The organism is Rathayibacter sp. AY1F3, from assembly GCF_002931975.1.
Classification (GTDB): Bacteria; Actinomycetota; Actinomycetes; order Actinomycetales; family Microbacteriaceae; genus Rathayibacter.
On sequence record NZ_PSVF01000005.1, the window covers coordinates 37,423 to 54,807 of the forward strand.

Sequence of the window (17,385 nt, forward strand, 5' to 3'; positions counted from 1 at the left end):
GGGGATCCGCTGGAACGCGGATCCCCGGATACGCCTCGCGAGGACGCCGCTGGTTAGGACGCCGCTCCCCGCGCGGCGTCCCGCAGTCGGCTCCAGCGCGGGGCCGGGTCCCGAGGAGCGGGTCGCGCACGGCGACGCGGATCCGCTGGAACGCGGATCCCCGGATACGCCTCGCGATGACGCCGCTCCCCGCGCGGCGTCCCGCAGTCGGCTCCAGCGCGGGGCCGGGTCCCGAGGAGCGGGATGCGCACGGCGACGGGGATCCGCTGGAACGCGGATCCCCGGATACGCCTCGCGAGGACGCCGCTGGTTAGGACGTCGCTCCCCGCGCGGCGTCCCGCAGTCGGCCCGAGCGCGCGGCCGGGTCTCGAGGAGCGGGATGCGTACGGCGACGGGGATCCGCTGGAACGCGGATCCCCGGATACGCCTCGCGAGGACGCCGCTCCCCGCGCGGCGTCCCGCAGTCGGCTCCAGCGCGTGGCCGGGTCCCGAGGAGCGGGATGCGCACGGCGACGGGGATCCGCTGGAACGCGGATCCCCGGATACGCCTCGCGAGGACGCCGCTGGTTAGGACGCCGCTCCCCGCGCGGCGTCCCGCAGTCGGCTCCAGCGCGTGGCCGGGTCTCGAGGAGCGGGTCGCGCACGGCGACGGGGATCCGCTGGAACGCGGATCCCCGGATACGCCTCGCGAGGACGCCGCTCCCCGCGCGGCGTCCCGCAGTCGGCTCGAGCGCGCGGCCGGGTCCCGAGGAGAGGGACGCGCACGGCGACGCGGATCCGCTGGAACGCGGATCCCCGGACACGCCTCGCGACGGCGCCGCTGCCCTCGCGGCGTCCCGCAGTCGGCCCGAGCGCGCGGCCGGGTCCCGAGGAGAGGGACGCGCACGGCGACGCGGATCCGCTGGAACGCGGATCTCTGGATACGCCTCGCGAGGACGCCGCCGCCTTCGGAACGGAGTGCGGTCAGCCGCTGAAGGCGGTGAGGGCGTCGTCGAGGATGCCGAGGCCGCGGGCGACCTCGGCGGGGGTGATGACGGCCGGCGGGACCACGTGGATCCGGTTGTCGGCGGTGAAGGGCAGGAGACCGCGGGACAGCAGGTCGGCCTTGAGGCGGGCGACGGAGGCCGCCGGCAGCGGGGTGCGCGCGGCCCGGTCGGTGACCAGCTCCAGCGCCCAGAACACTCCGGAGCCCCGGACCTCGCCGATCAGGTCGTGCTTCGCCTCGAGCGCCGCCAGGCCGGGGGCCAGGTGCTCCGAGCCGATGGTGCGCGCGTTGTCGACGATTCCCTCCTCCTCCATCGCCTCGAGCGTCGCGACGACGCTGGAAGCGGCGAGCGGGTGGCCCGAGTAGGTGAGTCCGCCGGGGAAGACGCGCTCGTCGAAGTGGTGGGCGATCGGATCCGAGATGACGACGCCGCCGATCGGGACGTAGCCGGAGTTGACGCCCTTCGCGAAGGTGATCAGATCGGGGCGCACGTCGAAGGCGTCGAAGGCGAACCACTCCCCCGTGCGGCCGAAGCCCGCCATGACCTCGTCGAGGATCAGCTGGATGCCGTACCGGTCGGCGATCTCGCGCACACCCGCGAGGTAGCCGGGCGGCGGGGTGAGCACGCCGGCGGTGCCGGGGATGGTCTCGAGGAGGAACGCGGCGATCGACTCCGGCCCCTCCGCCTGCACGACGCGCTCGAGGTGGTGGAGGGCGCGCTCGCACTCCTGCTCGAGGCTCTCGGCCCAGAACTCGCTGCGGTACAGGTAGGGCCCGAAGGCGTGCACGTGCCCGCGGGAGTACTCGTTGGGGATGCGGCGCCAGTCGCCGGTCGAGACGATCGCCGCTCCCGTGTTGCCGTGGTACGAGCGGTACAGCGAGACGACCTTGTCGCGGCCGGTGAACAGCCGCGCCATGCGGATCGCGTTCTCGTTCGCATCCGCGCCGCCGTTGGTGAAGAAGACCTTCTCCATGCCCTCGGGCGCCCGCTCGGTGATCAGGCGGGCCGCCTCGGCGCGGGTCTCGTTCGCGTAGGCGGGGCCGACGGTGGTGAGGACGCCCGCCTGCTCCTGGATCGCGGCGACGACCTTCGGGTGCTGGTAGCCGATGGTGACGTTCACGAGCTGGCTCGAGAAGTCGAGGTAGCGGGTGCCGTCGACGTCCCAGACCTCGGCGCCGAGACCGCCCGCGATGGGCAGCGGGTTCAGCGCGCCCTGCGCCGACCAGGAGTGGAACACGCGGGACCGGTCGGCGGCGGTGACCGAGGCGTTGTCGCGGACGGTGGGGGCGGTCGAGGACGTCATGCTCCCCATCGTGCCGCGCGCGCCTCGGAAGCGGGCGTGCGGATCCGTCGATCCGCGGACCCTACGATGGACGGAACGTCGAAGGGAGCCGCGCATGCCCGCGACCGTCCGCGATCTGCTGGCCGAACCGGCCTTCCGCCTCCGCGTGCTCGCCGGGGTCCACGACGAGGCCGACCTCGACGCCCCTCTGGTGTGGGCGCACTCCTCGGACCTCGTCGATCCGACGCCCTGGCTCGAGTCGGGCCAGCTGCTGCTGACCGACGGCGTCCACTTCACCGGGCACGACAGCGCCGAGTTCTCGGAGGAGTACGTCGCCCGGCTGCGCGGCCGCGGCATCCGCGCGCTCGGCTTCGCCACCCGCATCGTGCACGACGAGGTGCCCGCCGCTCTCGTCACGGCGTGCGAGCGCCAGGGCCTGCCGCTGCTGGAGGTGGCGGACCTGACTCCGTTCATGGGGATCATCCGCTTCGTCGCCGACGTGATCTCGCGGGAGCAGCGCGAGCGGCTGGAGTGGTCACTCGAGGCGCAGCGGCGGGTCGCCCGCGCGGCGCTGCGGCCGGACGGGCTCGCGGCGATCCTCACCGAGCTGGAGCGGCAGCTGGACTGCTGGGTCGCCCTCTACGACGCGGCCGGGCAGAGGGTGCACCTGCCCACCCGGCTCGACGTGCCGGCGGAGGAGGCGGTCGCCGCGGCCGCGAGGCACGCCCTGACCCGCGGCAGCCGAGCGGGACTCCGACTCGACGACGGCGGCGGAGTGACGCTGCAGACGATCGGGCGCCGCGACCACCTGCGCGGGGTGCTCGCCGTGGGCACCGGCACGCCCCTGGACCCGGCGGGCAGCGACCTCGTCGCGAGCGTCATCGCCCTGGCGAGCATCGCGCTGGAGCAGCGGCGCGCGTTGGACTCCTCCCGCCGGCAGCTGCGCTCCGGACTGCTCGAGCTGCTGGCCGCGGGAGCCTTCGACGTCGCCGAGAGCACCGCACGGCGCCTGGGGAGCCCGCTGCCCGCCGAGCCCGTGCGGGTGGTCGTGCTGAGCGCGCCCGTGCACGGCGACTCGCTCCTCGACGAGCTGGAGGTCGTGGCGGAGGAGGACGGCGCATGCCTGTTCTTCGCCGAGAGGGACGGCTCGCTCGTCGCCGTGGCCGCCGCCGACGGACTCGAGCCGCTGACCGCCGTGCTGGAGCGGCACGGCGCGAGCGCCGGCGCCTCCGCCCCGATCGGCTGGTCGGACCTGGACCGGGGCCTCGAGGAGGCGCGGCGCGCCGCCGAGCGGACAGGAGACGGGCCGGTGGTCCGGTTCGAGGACGTCGCCGCCGAGGGGATGATCGGGCTCCTCGCCGCCGCCGGAGCCGCACCGCTCGCCCGCCGGATGCTCGCACCGCTGCTGACCCCGGAGGGAGCCGTGCTGCTCGAGAGCGCCCGCGTCTGGCTCCGCCGCAACGGCGCCTGGGAGCCCGCCGCCCGCGACCTCGGCGTGCACCGTCACACCCTCCGCAACCGCATCACCGCCGTCGAGCGCGCCCTCGGCCTCGACCTCGACGACGTCTCCGCCCGCACCGAGCTCTGGACGGCGCTGCGGCTGCACTCATAGCCGATCTCCTCCTGGCGTCGTCGATCGGCCGCGGTCGGCCGGGGAGGGTGGTCGCGCTGGGAAGAGCGGGTCGCGTACCGCGCACGACGATCCGCTCCCACGCGGATCGACGGTTGCGCGGTGCTCAAGAGCCTCTCTCCTCCTGCGTCGTCGATCGGCCGCGGTCGGCCGGGGAGGGTGGTCGCGTTCCGCAGAGCGGGTTGCGTACCGCGCACGACGATCCGCTCCCACGCGGATCGCCGGTTGCGCTCAGCCGTGCTGGTGAGCCTCTCCGGTCGACCCAGCGCCTCCCGCCGGCGCGGAGCGCAACCGGTGATCCGCGTCTCAGCGGATCGACGTGCGCGGAACGCAGGACGCTCTGCGAGACGCAACCACCCTCCCAGGCCGACTGCGGGCGATCGACGACGAAGGAGGAGAGAGCCTATGAATGCTGCGGGAACCCGAGGTTGATGCCGCCGTGGGAGGGGTCGAGCCAGCGGCTGGTGATGGCCTTCTGCTGGGTGAAGAAGCGGACGCCTTCTGCTCCGTGGGCCTTGGTGTCGCCGAAGAGGGACGCCTTCCATCCGCCGAAGGAGAACGTGGCGACGGGAACGGGGATGGGGACGTTGATGCCGATCATGCCGACCTCGACCTCGTTCTGGAAGCGGCGGGCCGCTCCTCCGTCGTTGGTGAAGATCGCGGTGCCGTTGCCGAACGCGCCGTTGTTGATCAGGGCGACGCCCTCCTCGTAGGAGGCGACGCGGACGATGGAGAGCACCGGTCCGAAGATCTCCTCCGTGTACGCGCGGGAGGTCGTGGGGACCTTGTCGAGCAGGGTCGGGCCGAGCCAGAACCCGTTCGCGTCGCCGTCCACCTCGATCCCGCGCCCGTCGATGACGACCTCCGCGCCGTCCTCCTCCGCGATCGCGATGTAGGAGGCGACCTTGTCGCGGTGCGCCTCGGTGATCAGCGGGCCCATGTCGCAGCCGCGGCGTCCGTCGCCGATGCGCAGGGTCGCGGCCCGCTCCTGGATCCTGGTGATGAGCTCGTCGGCGACGGGCTCCACCGCGACGACGACCGAGATCGCCATGCACCGCTCGCCCGCCGAGCCGAAGCCGGCGTTGATGGCGGAGTCGGCGACGAGGTCGAGGTCCGCGTCGGGGAGCACCAGCATGTGGTTCTTCGCCCCACCGAGGGCCTGGACGCGCTTGCCGTGGCGGGTGCCCGTCTCGTAGACGTACTGCGCGATCGGGGTGGAGCCGACGAACGAGATCGAGCGGACGTCGGGGTGCTCGAGCAGCCCGTCGACGGCCTGCTTGTCGCCGTTGACCACCGTGTAGACGCCGTCGGGGAGGCCGGCCTCCTTCCAGAGGGCGCCGAGCCAGATCGCCGGGGACGGGTCCTTCTCGGAGGGCTTCACCACGACGGTGTTGCCGGCGGCGATGGCGATGGGGAAGAACCACATCGGCACCATCGCGGGGAAGTTGAAGGGGGAGATGATCCCGACCACACCCAGCGGCTGCTTGGTCGAGTAGACGTCGACGCCGGTGGAGACCTGCTCGGAGTACTCGCCCTTGAGGTGGTGCGCGAGCCCGGTTGCGAACTCCACGACCTCCTGGCCGCGGGTGATCTCGCCGAGCGCGTCCGAGACGACCTTGCCGTGCTCCGACGTGATCAGCTCGGCGAGCTCCTGCTTCTTCGCCTCGAGGAGCTCGCGGAAGCGGAAGACGATCTGCTGCCGCTTCGCGAGCGACGTGTCGCGCCAGGCGGGGAAGGCGGCCTTCGCGGAGGCGACGGCGGCGTCCACCTCGGCGGAGTCGGCGAGCGCGACCTCCTTGGTCGCGACTCCCAGCGCCGGGTCGTAGACGGGAGCGGTGCGGCCGGACGAGGAGTCGGAGGGAGCCCCGTCGATCCAGTGGCCGACGACGGACAGGGCGGTGGCGGGCTCGGCGATGCTCATGGCGACGACTGTAGGGGCGTGACCACGGCCGCGGGGGTGCCGATCCGTCCAGCGGTGGAGGGGTGGTCTGGACGGATCGGCGCGCTCAGTCGATGGGACGGGAGGCGTCGGCGTCAGGCGAGGGGGTGGCCGCGTCGGGGCTCGAGGCGGCGGGGTCGGCCGCGCTCGGGCCCGCAGCGCCGGGATCCGCAGCGCCGAGGTCGGCGGCGCCGGCGTCGGCACCATCCTGCTCGGCTGTGCCGGTCTCCTCAGCGTGCACTTCGGCAGCGGACGCTGCAGCCGCTGCCTCCGCCGCACCCGCCGGGTCGAACCGCGCCAGCGCGGCCGTGATGTTGTCGTGCCCGCCGCGCTCGTTCGCCCAGGCGACCAGCGCCTCCGCGAGCGTGACCGGATCCGCGCCCACCCGCTCCTGCGCCTCGCGCAGCACGCGCGCGAGGTCCTCGGCGGCGGACGCGTAGTTCCACAGCCCGTCGGAGCAGACCAGAACCCAGCCCGGCTCGGTCAGCTCCTCGGAGGCGACCCGTGGCTCCTCGTCGTGCGCGTCGGCGCCGAGCCAGCGGGTGATGGCGTGAGCGTCGGGCGCCGTCTCGGCCTGCTCCCGCGGCACTCCCGAGGCGATCTGCTCCTGCGCCCACGAATCGTCGACCGTGAGCTGCCGCGGCTCGCCCGCGTCCGGCATCCAGTAGCTGCGGCTGTCGCCCACGTTGCCCGTGACGAGCAGCGCGCCGTCCAGCACCGCCGCGGTGAAGGTGCACGAGGGCGGATTCGACCGCTTCTCGGGCACGGCCGCGTCGATCGCTCCGGAGGCGCGCGCGGTGGCCATCTGCAGCAGCGCGCGCCAGCGGTCCGCTCCCGCGCTCTCCCCGCCGACCTCGGCCTGCAGCGCGCTGAGTGCCGCACGGGCCGCGGCGAGCGACGCCTTGTCGGAGTCGGGGGTCGAGGAGACCCCGTCGCAGACCACCAGCAGCGCCGTCCTCAGAGAGCCGTCGGCGCCAATGACCGCCCCGAGCGCCATCGCGTCCTCGTTGGCCGGGTGCCGGAGCCCGCGGTCGCAGACGCCGCCGACCAGCGGGTGCGGCGCTTCGGCCCAGTGCTCGCGCTCGGTCGGAGCGGGGCGTCCGCACTGCTCGCAGTAGCCGTCCTCGGCGACCGCTCCCCCGCAGTAGACGCAGGCGGCGGATCCTCCGACGGCGACGGGCGGAGCGGAGGGGGTGGCCGCGACGATCAGCGGCGTCCCGCAGGCCTCGCAGAACGCGTCGCCCGTCGTGACCGGCTCGCCGCAGTTCGGGCAGGGAGTCGACAGCGCGCCGCTCATGTCAGCGTCCAGCGTCGGACCTCGTTGGCCCGGTCGACGAGGCGCAGGCGCTCGTCGCGCTCGCGAGTGGAGGCGGCGAGCGCGCGGTAGGAGGCCTCGAGGCCGTCGCGGATGGCGGCCTCGTTCGCCTCGACTCCGCCGAGGGTCGCTCCCTCGGCCGGGCCGTCGCGCCGCACCAGCTCGAGGGCGGAGGCGAGGACCTGGGTCGTGAGCTCGAGGCGGGTCCGCTGGTCGATCGACACGGAGTCGACGCTCGCGAGGGCGGCCGAGAGCGCGGGCAGCCCGCGGCCCGACTCCGCCAGCAGCTCCGCCCGGCGGCGGCGCGCGTCGGAGTAGGAGGAGCGCGTGGGCGCGACGATGTCGAGCGCGTCGAGCGCCCCGTCGAGGTCGGAGCGCAGCTGCCGCACCCGGGCGAGACCGAAGGCGGCGGGTGCCGTGTAGTTCGCGTCGGCGCGGGCGCAGATCACGTAGAGGGACTCGGCGACCTCGGGCTCACCGCTCGCCTCGCACGCCGCGGCGAGCGCGAGCTTCGGGGCGAGCTCGCCGGGGACCTGCCCGTAGACGGTGTTGAAGGAGGCGCGGGCCCCGATGTCGTCGCCGCGCGCGAGCTGGGCGAGGCCGCTCATCCAGACCGCCCGCCACTCCCACGGGTCCTCCGTGAGGATCTCGCCCGTCGCGCGGGCCGCCTCCTCCCAGCGCTGCGCCTCGATCGCCGCCCGGGCGCGGGCGAGCCGCACCTCGACCGTCACGGTGGGCGCGAGCGCGAGAGCGCGCAGGCGCACGATCGGGTCGGCGACGTTCACGCCCGCGAGCCACGACCGGGCGGGATCGGACTCGTCGCGGCGGAGCGCCGGCAGCGCGTCCCACGGCGGGACGCGGTCGACCACGTCGGCCACGGGCGCCTCGAACAGGGCCGACTCCGTCGAGTGCAGCGCGGGGTGTCCGGGACCGCGGTCGGTCGCGACGACCTCGCGCAGCACTCCGAGCAGCTGGCCGCGCATCTCGTCCACCGTGGCGAAGCGGTCCTGCGGGTCGGGAGCGCATGCCTTCGCGATCAGGCGGTAGAAGGAGTCGTAGCGCTGGAACAGCGGCGTCTCCGACACGGGCGGCAGCGAGGCGACGAAGGTCGTCTGGTTGCCGCGGAAGTCGAGCACCAGCGAGGCCAGCGTTCGGCCGATCGTGTAGACGTCGGAGGCGACCGAGGGACCGAGGTCGGCGACCTCCGGAGCCTGGTAGCCGACGGTGCCGTAGATGGCGGAGTCCTCGTCGTCGATCCGGCGCACTCCGCCGAGGTCGATCAGCTTGACCTGGTCGCCCACCTGGATCATGTTGTCCGGCTTGAAGTCGCAGTAGAGCAGGCCGTGGTCGTGCAGGTAGGCGAAGGCGGGCATGACCTCGAGCACGAAGGCGAGCGCCTGGTCCACCGGCAGCGGATCCGCGGCGCCGCCGTTGGCGTCCAGCCGCTCCTTCAGGATCTGCTTGAGGCTCGGCCCGCCGACGTACTCCATCACGATGTAGCCGGCGCCGTCGTGCAGGACGAAGTTGTAGATCTCGACGATCAGCGGGTGCTCGACCTCGGCCAGGAACCGGCGCTCGGTGACGGCCGCGGCGTACGCGTCGGGGTCGCCGGAGTTGAGCAGGCCCTTGAGCACCACCCAGCGCCCCGAGACGTTCCGGTCGCGCGCGAGGTAGATCCAGCCGAGGCCGCCGTAGGCCAGGCAGCCGACGACCTCGTACTGGCCGCCGACGACATCGCCCTTCACCAGCTGCGGAGTGAACGAGAACGGCGTGCGGCAGTTGGGGCAGAACCCCTCGGTGCGGCCGGGCCGACCGTCGCGCCCGCGGCCGACGGCGGTGCCGCAGTGCGAGCAGAAGCGCTTGCGCTCGGGGAGGACCGCCTCGGTCATCAGGGCGGCCATCGGGTCGGCGGCCGGGCGGGACGGGACGGTGGTGAGCCCGGCGCCGAGCCTCGGGCCGCGCAGTCGGGTCGAGGTGGTGCCGACGCGGCGGGTGACCTTCGAGCCGGTCTGCGCCGTGCGGGCGGAGCCGAGGGCGGCGGTGGCGAGGCGGGCGGAGGAGGTGCGCGTGCTGCGCGCGGTGGCCGACTCCTCCGCGGGCCCGGGTGCCGTGGCGCCGGGGGTGCCCTCGACGAAGCCGGTGCCGAAGGCGGCGGAGGCGGTGGCCGGCGGGGAGGCCGGCGCGGCGCGGCGCGCGGTCGGCGCGGAGGCGGCGGCGCCCTCCTCGGGCGGCAGGCCGCAGACGTTGCAGTAGCCGTCCTCGATCGTCCCGGTGCAGCCGGGCGTCGCGGTGCAGGGGGCGCCGTTCATGGGGTGGCCTTCCGGTGGTGCGCGGGGTCGGGGTGCGGGAGGTCGCGGGTGACGACGTCGTACTGCTCGACCAGGTGGCGGGCGAGCGGGACGGAGCAGGGCACCGCGCCGAGGGCGGCGCGCACCTCCTCCTCGGCCGCGACGCCGACGGCGGTGGCAGCGCGGCCGTTGCCCTCGGCCCGCTCCCGCAGCGCCCGAAGGCGGAAGCCCAGGGCGGCCCGTTCACGCAGCGGCGAGGTGTAGGCGGCCTCGACCGCGTCGAACGCGCGGCCGACGGCGGTGAGCCGGGCGAGGTGCGCGTCGAGCGCCTCGCGGTCGGACGGAGGATCGCCCAGCCGGGAGACGTCGGGCACGGCCAGCCGCGGCGGGTCGGCGATCTCGCGGCGGCAACGGGCCACGAGCTCGCGCAGCGGCGCCTCGCGTCGCTCGGCCGCCTCCGCCAGCTCGCGCGCCCGACGGCGGTCGCGCTCGAGTCCGCGCCGCTCGGACGCGGCGATGATCAGGTCGCGCTCGAGCCGGGCGGAGTCGCTCTCGAGCTGGCCGAGCGGCCCCGACACGTCGGCTCCCCGGCCCGCCCGCTCGGCGAGCGCGTCGAGGCGGGACCGCAGCACGGCGACCCGCTCCGCCCGCTCGCGGTCGACCGTGCCGCCGCCGTCACGGGTGAGGTCGCGGCAGCGCTCGATCTCGGCGCGCACCCCCACGATCCGCCCGGCGACGTCGGTGCCGCTGGGGTCGAGCTCGAGCCGGGAGCGCAGCTGGCCGACGACCGCGTCGCAGAGGCGCACCGCCTCCACCAGCGAGACCGCGCCGCTCCCGGAGGCGTCGAGACGGCCCCAGATCAGCTGCGACATCCGCTCGCGCGCCACGACGTCGACGCGGCCGGAGTCCCAGACCGCCTCGAGCTCGGCGAGGCGCCTGGTGACGGACTCGCGGAGCGACTGGGCGAGCACCACGTCGGCTGTGTAGTTCTCGGCCTGCGGCGACGCCAGCGCGGCGGCGTCCAGCCGCGAGAGCTCGCGCGTGGTCCGCTGGAGCCAGCGAGTGAGAGCGGCGAGGTACTCGAAGAGCTCGCGCTGCGGCGCGGCCTCCCCCAGCCGGCCCGGAGCGACGGGGGTCCCCTCCGCGAGACCGGTGCTCATCGGCCGTACACCGGGGCCGGCGGCGAGGCCTCGCCGAGGACCCCGAGCCAGCGCTCGTAGATGCTCTGCCAGCGGCCGTCGCTGCGGATGCTCTCGAGCGAGGCGTTGACGAAGCGCACGAAGTCGGGGTCGTCGGCGGGCAGGCCGAGGCCGTAGGGCTCCGAGCTCAGGGCGTCGCCGACGACCTTCGCGTACGGGTCCTGCGCCACGAAGCCCGCGAGGATCGTGTCGTCGCCCGCGATGGCGTCCACCTCTCCTGCCTGGAAGAGGGCGAGGCACTGCGAGTGCGTGGCGGCCTCGACGGCCTCGACCTCCGGGTAGTCGTTCTGCAGGCGGCTGAGCGTCGTGGTGCCGCTGGGCGCGCAGACCCTCTCGCCGTCGAGGTCGCCGATGCCCGTGATCGGGACGCCGTCGGGGTCGTCGGAGACGAGCACCTTGAGGCCGGCGTCGTAGTACTCGGACGAGAAGGCGATCGAGCTCCAGCGATCGCAGGTCATCGTGAGGGTGCGGGCCACCATGTCGACCTGCGGGGCGCCGTCGCCGCCGGTCAGCGCGGGGAGGCGCTGAGCGGAGGTGATCACGACGTAGTCGATGGAGTCGCTGCCGAGGATCGCCCGGGCGACCTCGCGGGCGATGTCGACGTCGAAGCCCTCGATCGCCCCCGTGATCGGGTTGCGGGCGCTCATCAGGAGGGTGTCGGCCGAGACGCCGACGCGCAGGGTCCCGCGCCCGCGGATCTCCGCGAGCCTGGTGCTGTCGGTCACGCCGGTCGGCGCGTAGGAGGTGACCGCCGAGGGCGAGCAGTCCGCCGCGGCAGGAGCGGCGGGAGCGGACGCGCTCGCCGTCGGAGTCGGGGTCGCCGCGGCGAGGGGCGTGCCGAGGTCGTCCGCCCCCGTCGTGCAGCCGGTGAGGGCGAGAGCCGCGGCGGTGGCCAGGGCGAGGGCGGCGGCGCGCAGGCGGTTCATCGGTACTCCTCCAGTCGCTGGGCGATGCCGCGCCAGGCGAACACGGCTCCGGCGAGACCCGCCGCCAGCAGGATCCACGAGACGAGGGTCGCGAACTCCGCGCCTCGATCGAGCGTGGTGGCGGCGGCCAGTGCCTTCTCCTGCACCACGTCGCGGGCGTCGTCGGAGAAGGTGGTGAAGAGGTCGTTCGGCGTGCCGTTCCCGGTGATCGTGGCGACGCGGACGGCCTGGTCCCAGTTCCCGGCGTCGTCCGCCTCCCGGATCTCCTCGTGGAACGACTGCCACTGCCCGAACTCGTCGACGAGCCGTGTCCTCGCCAGCTCGTCCTGCAGGTCGCCCGACAGCTTCTCCCGGGCGGAGTCGACGGCCTGGGTGTAGCGCTCCTCGAGGGCGGCGCCGGAGCCGCGCTTGATCAGCGTGAAGCTCTCGAGCGACTTGGCGTCGCTCGCGGCGATGAGCGCGTTCGACACGGTGAGCGCCTCGCGGTAGGACTCGACCCGCGCCGTCCCCGCGTCCGCCGCGACCGATCCGTAGGCGAGCGCCCCGCCGACGCCGACGACCAGCAGGAGGGCGGTCCCCGTGGCGAGCGGGCGGTTGAGGTAGCGGTGCGTGCGGCGGGCGAGCCAGAGCTGCGCCGCCAGGAGGAGGACCAGCATCACGAGCGAGCCGATCATGAGCAGGACGCTCCAGCGGACGGCGTCGTAGGCGGCCGCGACCCGGTCGGCGCCGGAGTCGACGAGCCCGTCGAGGTCCTCGAGGATGCCGCCGTCTCCCGAGAGGGCCGTCGACGCCTGGTCGAGGTACGCCGAGGCGACGGGGAAGCCCTGCCGGTTGTTGGCTCGCGCCTGCTCGATCAGCCCGCTGTAGGTCGTGATGCTGCTGGCGACCCGGGCGAGGGCCCGGGTGTCCGCCGAGTCGGCGGCCGAGAGTCCGGCGATCGCGGAGGCGGCGCCGGTGAGGCTCGAGACGTACGACGCCCGCAGCTCGGTCGGCTCCAGTCCGCCGACGAGGAAGGTGTTGGCCGCGATCGCGTTGGCGTCCACCAGCAGCGTGCGGACGTTCTGCACGCCGAGGAGCTGCGCCGACTGCTCCCGGGCCGTCGTCGCGGCGCGCGCCTGCATCGCTCCTGCCTGCTGCGCGAACACGCCGAACAGCACGGCCGCCAGCGCCGTCAGGGCGAGCAGGAGGCGCAGGGTGGCCGGAGTGGTCGCGGTCGCGCGGGCCAGCAGCGACGGCTTCCGCTGCGCCGGCCGGTTGGCGACCTGGACGAGGGGCGGCTCGGGGATCCTCTGCGCGGGCGGCGCGGCGGGTGCGGTGCTCAACGGCTCTCCTCCTCGGGGTCGTCGGTGACGGGGACGGCCGTGCCGCTCGGGGCGGCGTCCGCCTGCCCGATTTCCTCCTCAGAGCCCGCGACCGAGCCCTCGTCGTCCTCGCCGTCCCCGTCCGGGCTGCTCGAGGCTTCGGGACTCTCCACCACGTCCTCGGGGAGCAGGATGCGCAGCTCGTCGAGCGTCGGCTCCTCCACGTCGCGGAGCCGCCAGGCGTGCCGGGCGATCGCCGCGTCGAGGACGTTGCGGACCCAGCGCCCGTTGCCGAACGCCTCCGTGCGCTGCTGCGCCGAGGCGAGGCCCGCGAACGCGGCGAGCGCCTCCTCGGTCGGCTCGAAGTCCGCGGAGGCGGCGAGGCGGCCGAAGATCGCCGAGAGCTCGTCGTCGGAGTAGTCGGCGAAGTCGATCGTGGTCGAGAAGCGGCTGGCGAGTCCCGGGTTCGTGTCGAGGAAGCCCTGCATCGGCCCGGAGTAGCCGGCGACGATCACGACGAGGTCGCCGCGGTGGTCCTCCATGTCCTTCACGAGGGTGGTGACCGCCTCCGCGCCGTACTGGTCGAGCGCGAGCGCGTAGGCCTCGTCGATGAAGAGGACGCCGCCGCGCGCGGAGGCGATCACCTCCGCGGTCTTCGTCGCGGTCTGCCCGAGGTAGCCGGCCACCAGCTCCGATCGGTCGACCTCGACGAGCACGCCCTTCGAGAGGATGCCGAGCGAGCGGTAGATCCGCGAGACCAGCCGCGCCACCGTCGTCTTGCCCGTGCCGGGGTTCCCCGTGAAGACGAGGTGGCGGGTGAGCGTGGGCGTGCTGAGTCCGGCGGCCTGGCGCAGGGTGTCGATCCGGAGCAGCTGCGTCTGCCGCTTGATCTCGCTCTTCACCCGGTCGAGGCCGATCAGCGCGTCGAGCTCGGCGAGCAGGTCGTCGATGGACTCCGGCGGGTCGAGCGGCTCCGGCTCGGAGGCGGGCTCCGCGGCGGGAGCGGCGGCGGGCGCCGGCTCGTCCTGCGGACCGTCGTGCTCGGTCCGGCGGAGGCGCTCGAGGATCTCGTCGACCCCGGGCACGCCGGCGGGCAGACCGGTCGGCAGGTCGGCGCTCGCGGCACCGTCCGGCGTCCGGCCGGTCGTGTGCGGTACTCCTCCGCTCGTCGTCGGAGCGGCGCCCCGGGCGCCCGGGACGGCGGAGAGCTGGGCCGCGGCGGTCGCGGAGGCGGAGGCGATGCCGCCGATGCCCGGGTCGCCGAGAGCGCTGGCCGCCGAGACGACCTCGGTCAGGGCGCGGGCGTAGGCGGAGGAGTGGTGAGAGCCCGCGCCGACCAGGGCGGCCAGCTGATCGGTCGGCCCCGACCGCCAGCGCCGGCCGCTCGAGGCGGCGGTGAAGAACGCCTCCAGACCGCCCGTCGCGCCGGTCGCGGCGAGCCAGTCCTGCCCGGCGCCGCGGATCGACTCGGCGACGGCGGCGGCCAGCCGCGCACCCTCGTCGCGGACGGCCGCGGCGTCGAGGCCGGCGGCCGTCCCCGCGAGCACGAGGGCGTCCAGCGCCGGGGCGAGCGCGGTCACGAGGCGCTCGGCGGGGTCAGCGAGCCGGATCCGGACGGCGCTCCCGGCTGTGGAGGCGCGTCGAGACCGCTCGGGGAGAGCGAGGACTCCGTGAACTTCTCGGCCAGGAACTGCCCGTGCGCGATCAGCGCCGAGGCGTCCTGCCGCGAGACGGCGTCCGAGATGCGGTCGAGCGTGCCTCCGAGGAGGTCGAGCTGGTCGCAGAGGATCATCAGCGAGGTCTTCCCCCTGTGCACGGCGCGACGGTCGGCGAAGTCCCTGGGGAGGCGGAGGTAGCCCTCCACCGCCTCGGGGAGGTAGCTGGTCGCGGTCGCGACGACGGTGTGGCCCTGACGGCTCATCCCGCCGAGGCGGTCGAGACGGGGCACCATCTCGCGGACCGTCTCGTCGATCCGCTGGATGCGCGCCGCGACGATGCCGGGCACCCGGCCCTCCGTCCGCGCGCCCACCCTGTCGAGCGCCGCGAGGATGTCCTCGCTCGTCGGGACGCTCGGCAGAGCGGGCGCGGTCTCCTCCGGCGCCGCGGGGGCACCCGTGAACAGTCGGGAGAACCAGCCCATCGGCTAGCGGCCGAGATCGAGCGAGGACGTCGCGTCGATGTCCGAGTTGCTGCGGCGGGCCCGCTCGACGTACTCGCCGGCCTTCGCCGTCTCGGTCTGGAGGACTCCGACGGTCTGGGCCATGCTGTCGAGCGCCTTGATCTTGAAGTCCGAGATCGAGTCCATCGTCTGGTAGATGTTCGCGAACGCGGCCTGCAGCTGCGGCAGCCCGACCGTGGCCGAGGCGGCCTGCGACTGGATCGAGGCCGACTGGTCGGCGAGCATGCGCGAGGTGGCCTCGATCATGTTGGACGTCGTGGTGTTCAGCGCCGTGATCTGATCGAGCACGAGGCGCTGGTTGGCGAGCGCCTGCGCCACGATGACCGCCGTGCGCAGCGCCGAGACGGTCGTGGTCGTCGCGCGGTCGACGCCCTTGATCAGCTCGACGTTGTTCTTGATGACGACGTCGATCGCGAGGTAGCCCTGGATCGACACGGCCAGCTGGGTCAGCAGGTCCTGGTGCTTCTGGCGCGCGTAGAAGAGGACGTCCTCGCGCAGCGCCTTCGCCCGCTCCGGGTCGGTCGCGTCGAGCTCGGCGATCTTCGCCGAGAGCTTCACGTCGAGCCGCTCGGCGACGTAGATGTACTCGTTGAGACGGGTCATCGTCTCCCAGAGGTTCTGCTTCTCGAGATTCAGGGCCGCGTTGTCCTTCCGCAGCTCGTCCTGCCCGTCGTACAGGGCCTGGATGATCGCGTTCAGGTGCGACTGGGCGCTCTCGTAGCGGCGGAAGTAGTCGGTGATCTTGTTGCCGAACGGGATGAAGCCCAGGATCTTCTTCTGCAGGTTGTCCTCGGACGGGTCCAGATCCTCCACCGTGCGGCGCAGCTCGAGCAGCGTCTTGCCGATGGTCGACCCCTCGGAGAGCCCGCCCTCCTGGAGGGCGCGCACCGGCGTGCTCAGCAGCCGGTTCGACGAGTCGGCGGCCGAGCGGATGTCGGCGTCGCCCATCGTGCGGATGTCGTTGGCCTGCGTCGCGAACTCGGGGCTGCGGGACTCCGTCGCCAGGAGCGTGTCGAGGTAGCCGTCGACCTTCGCCTCGAGGCCGGGCAGGGCGGCTTCCGGCACCTTCGGCGCGATCGACGGCGCCGAGGTGGTCGGCACCGCTGCCACCGGCTCCGGAGGCGTGAGCGAGAGGGCGTTCTGGACGGGCGGCTGCAGAGCCTCGGTCATCGGGATCCTCACCGTTCCTGGCGCTCGGCGCCGACTGGGATGAACGTCCGCCCAGCATATCCCGGGCCCTCCCGCGGGATCCCCGCGAGCCGCCTCGTCCGAGGACTCGACGCGATCGGGCGGCTGTGGAGGAGCGTCCGCCGCCGGTCAGACCGCCTTCGGGCGCCTCCGCAGCGTCGCCACCGCGACTCCGGCCAGGGCGAGCGCGCCTCCGAGCAGCGCGGCGAGCGGCGGGGTCTCGCCCAGGACGAGCCAGGACAGCAGCACCACCACCGCGGGCACCGCGTAGGTGGACGCCGCGGTGCGACCCGCGCTGGAGCGCGCGAGGACGTAGCCCCACGTCGTGAAGGCGACGGCCGTCGGGAAGATCCCGAGGTAGACCACGGCCAGGATCGAGGAGAGCGGAGCGGCGGCGAGCGCCTCGACGAGCTCCGGGGCGAAGGGCAGGCACGCGACCGTGCCGGCGAGGCAGCCGAGCCAGGTCATCGTCGGTGCGTCGATCCGTCCCAGCAGGCGCTTCTGAAGGGTCGCCGCGCTGCCGTAGACGACGGCGGCGACCAGGCCGAGGGCGACGCCGATCACGTCGAACTGCCCGGTGGAGGTGGAGAACGCGATCACCGCGACGCCGGTCAGCGCCACGAGCATCCCGGCGAGGAGACGGCGGGGGAACCCCTCCCCCAGCAGCAGCCCGGCGAGCACGGCGGTGATCATCGGCGCGATGTTCACCAGCAGCGCCGCCGTCCCCGCGTCGACGTGCCGCTCCGCAGCGTTCAACGCCAGGTTGTAGACCCCGAACCAGGCGACCCCCCAGCCCAGCACGAGCAGGAGGAGGCGCCCGCGCGGGACCGCCGTGCGCGGATCCGGAGCCGCCTCCGAGCGTCGCCTCCGGGCGGTGAGGACGACGCGCACCACCGTGAGCGCGAGCGACCCCACCACGATGCGGCCGAGGGTCAGCGCGCCCGGGCCGAAGTCCTCCGTCGTGGCGCGGATGCCGACGAAGGCCGACGCCCAGAGCAGGACGGTGACCGCGATCGCGCCCCACAGCAGGAGGGCGTCCCTCGTGGAGGGCGGGGCGGGGGAGGAGACGTCGGTCATGAGGCCATCGTGGCGCCGCGGGGGATTCAGCACCAGTTCCGTTCACTGTCGGATCGTTCAGCCGGACTGTACGGT

12 protein-coding genes are annotated in these 17,385 nt (G+C 74.0%); 1 reads left to right on the forward strand and 11 read right to left on the reverse strand.

Annotated features, from left to right (window positions below; genetic code table 11):
* Positions 1-963: 963 nt before the first annotated feature.
* Positions 964-2,289, reverse strand: coding sequence for an aspartate aminotransferase family protein (locus tag C5C39_RS04910; RefSeq protein ID WP_104352800.1), 1,326 nt, complete (start codon positions 2,287-2,289; stop codon positions 964-966).
* A gap of 94 nt (positions 2,290-2,383) precedes the next feature.
* On the opposite strand from C5C39_RS04910, the gene C5C39_RS04915 reads away from it, so the two are divergent.
* On the forward strand, positions 2,384-3,880 hold the full coding sequence (locus C5C39_RS04915; protein ID WP_181136320.1) for a PucR family transcriptional regulator: 1,497 nt from the start codon (positions 2,384-2,386) through the stop codon (positions 3,878-3,880).
* 421 nt (positions 3,881-4,301) lie between these two features.
* Here the strand turns inward: C5C39_RS04915 and C5C39_RS04920 are convergent, their stop codons facing one another.
* The 10 genes from C5C39_RS04920 to C5C39_RS04965 all read right to left on the reverse strand — a co-directional run bounded on the left by C5C39_RS04920 (position 4,302) and on the right by C5C39_RS04965 (position 17,310).
* Positions 4,302-5,819 carry a CoA-acylating methylmalonate-semialdehyde dehydrogenase gene (locus tag C5C39_RS04920; RefSeq protein WP_104352802.1) on the reverse strand — a complete coding sequence of 506 codons (1,518 nt, stop codon included), beginning with the start codon at positions 5,817-5,819 and terminating at the stop codon, positions 4,302-4,304.
* Positions 5,820-5,904: 85 nt separating this feature from the next.
* Entirely contained in the window at positions 5,905-7,134 is a 1,230-nt protein-coding gene (locus C5C39_RS04925; protein ID WP_219813317.1) for a PP2C family serine/threonine-protein phosphatase, read from the reverse strand.
* The gene (locus C5C39_RS04930) at positions 7,131-9,461 is read right to left on the reverse strand and encodes a serine/threonine-protein kinase (protein ID WP_104349237.1); all 2,331 of its coding nucleotides are present in this window, start codon (positions 9,459-9,461) and stop codon (positions 7,131-7,133) included. The genes C5C39_RS04925 and C5C39_RS04930 overlap by 4 nt, the downstream gene beginning before the upstream one ends.
* The gene (locus C5C39_RS04935; RefSeq protein ID WP_104239642.1) at positions 9,458-10,600 is read right to left on the reverse strand and encodes a hypothetical protein; all 1,143 of its coding nucleotides are present in this window, start codon (positions 10,598-10,600) and stop codon (positions 9,458-9,460) included. The genes C5C39_RS04930 and C5C39_RS04935 overlap by 4 nt, the downstream gene beginning before the upstream one ends.
* Complete coding sequence (locus C5C39_RS04940; RefSeq protein ID WP_104233136.1) at positions 10,597-11,565, reverse strand: glutamate ABC transporter substrate-binding protein; 969 nt, start codon at positions 11,563-11,565, stop codon at positions 10,597-10,599. The genes C5C39_RS04935 and C5C39_RS04940 overlap by 4 nt, the downstream gene beginning before the upstream one ends.
* On the reverse strand, positions 11,562-12,887 hold the full coding sequence (locus C5C39_RS04945) for a hypothetical protein (RefSeq protein ID WP_104226187.1): 1,326 nt from the start codon (positions 12,885-12,887) through the stop codon (positions 11,562-11,564). The genes C5C39_RS04940 and C5C39_RS04945 overlap by 4 nt, the downstream gene beginning before the upstream one ends.
* The gene (locus tag C5C39_RS04950; RefSeq protein WP_104352803.1) at positions 12,884-14,446 is read right to left on the reverse strand and encodes an AAA family ATPase; all 1,563 of its coding nucleotides are present in this window, start codon (positions 14,444-14,446) and stop codon (positions 12,884-12,886) included. Before C5C39_RS04950 ends, C5C39_RS04945 begins: the two co-directional genes overlap by 4 nt.
* The gene (locus tag C5C39_RS04955) at positions 14,443-15,006 is read right to left on the reverse strand and encodes a hypothetical protein (RefSeq protein ID WP_104249860.1); all 564 of its coding nucleotides are present in this window, start codon (positions 15,004-15,006) and stop codon (positions 14,443-14,445) included. Before C5C39_RS04955 ends, C5C39_RS04950 begins: the two co-directional genes overlap by 4 nt.
* Before the next feature lie 3 nt (positions 15,007-15,009).
* Positions 15,010-16,215: a toxic anion resistance protein gene (locus C5C39_RS04960; protein ID WP_104352804.1), complete on the reverse strand. Its 1,206-nt coding sequence runs from the start codon at positions 16,213-16,215 to the stop codon at positions 15,010-15,012.
* Positions 16,216-16,362: 147 nt separating this feature from the next.
* Complete coding sequence (locus tag C5C39_RS04965; RefSeq protein ID WP_104352805.1) at positions 16,363-17,310, reverse strand: DMT family transporter; 948 nt, start codon at positions 17,308-17,310, stop codon at positions 16,363-16,365.
* Positions 17,311-17,385: the final 75 nt, after the last annotated feature.

Bases quoted from the DNA above. Each gene is read 5' to 3' on its own strand.
- C5C39_RS04910 (WP_104352800.1), bottom strand. From the start codon at position 2,289: ATGACGTCCTCGACCGCCCCCACCGTCCGCGACAACGCCTCGGTCACC.
- C5C39_RS04915 (WP_181136320.1), top strand. From the start codon at position 2,384: ATGCCCGCGACCGTCCGCGATCTGCTGGCCGAACCGGCCTTCCGCCTC.
- C5C39_RS04920 (WP_104352802.1), bottom strand. From the start codon at position 5,819: ATGAGCATCGCCGAGCCCGCCACCGCCCTGTCCGTCGTCGGCCACTGG.
- C5C39_RS04925 (WP_219813317.1), bottom strand. From the start codon at position 7,134: ATGAGCGGCGCGCTGTCGACTCCCTGCCCGAACTGCGGCGAGCCGGTC.
- C5C39_RS04930 (WP_104349237.1), bottom strand. From the start codon at position 9,461: ATGAACGGCGCCCCCTGCACCGCGACGCCCGGCTGCACCGGGACGATC.
- C5C39_RS04935 (WP_104239642.1), bottom strand. From the start codon at position 10,600: ATGAGCACCGGTCTCGCGGAGGGGACCCCCGTCGCTCCGGGCCGGCTG.
- C5C39_RS04940 (WP_104233136.1), bottom strand. From the start codon at position 11,565: ATGAACCGCCTGCGCGCCGCCGCCCTCGCCCTGGCCACCGCCGCGGCT.
- C5C39_RS04955 (WP_104249860.1), bottom strand. From the start codon at position 15,006: ATGGGCTGGTTCTCCCGACTGTTCACGGGTGCCCCCGCGGCGCCGGAG.
- C5C39_RS04960 (WP_104352804.1), bottom strand. From the start codon at position 16,215: ATGACCGAGGCTCTGCAGCCGCCCGTCCAGAACGCCCTCTCGCTCACG.
- C5C39_RS04965 (WP_104352805.1), bottom strand. From the start codon at position 17,310: ATGACCGACGTCTCCTCCCCCGCCCCGCCCTCCACGAGGGACGCCCTC.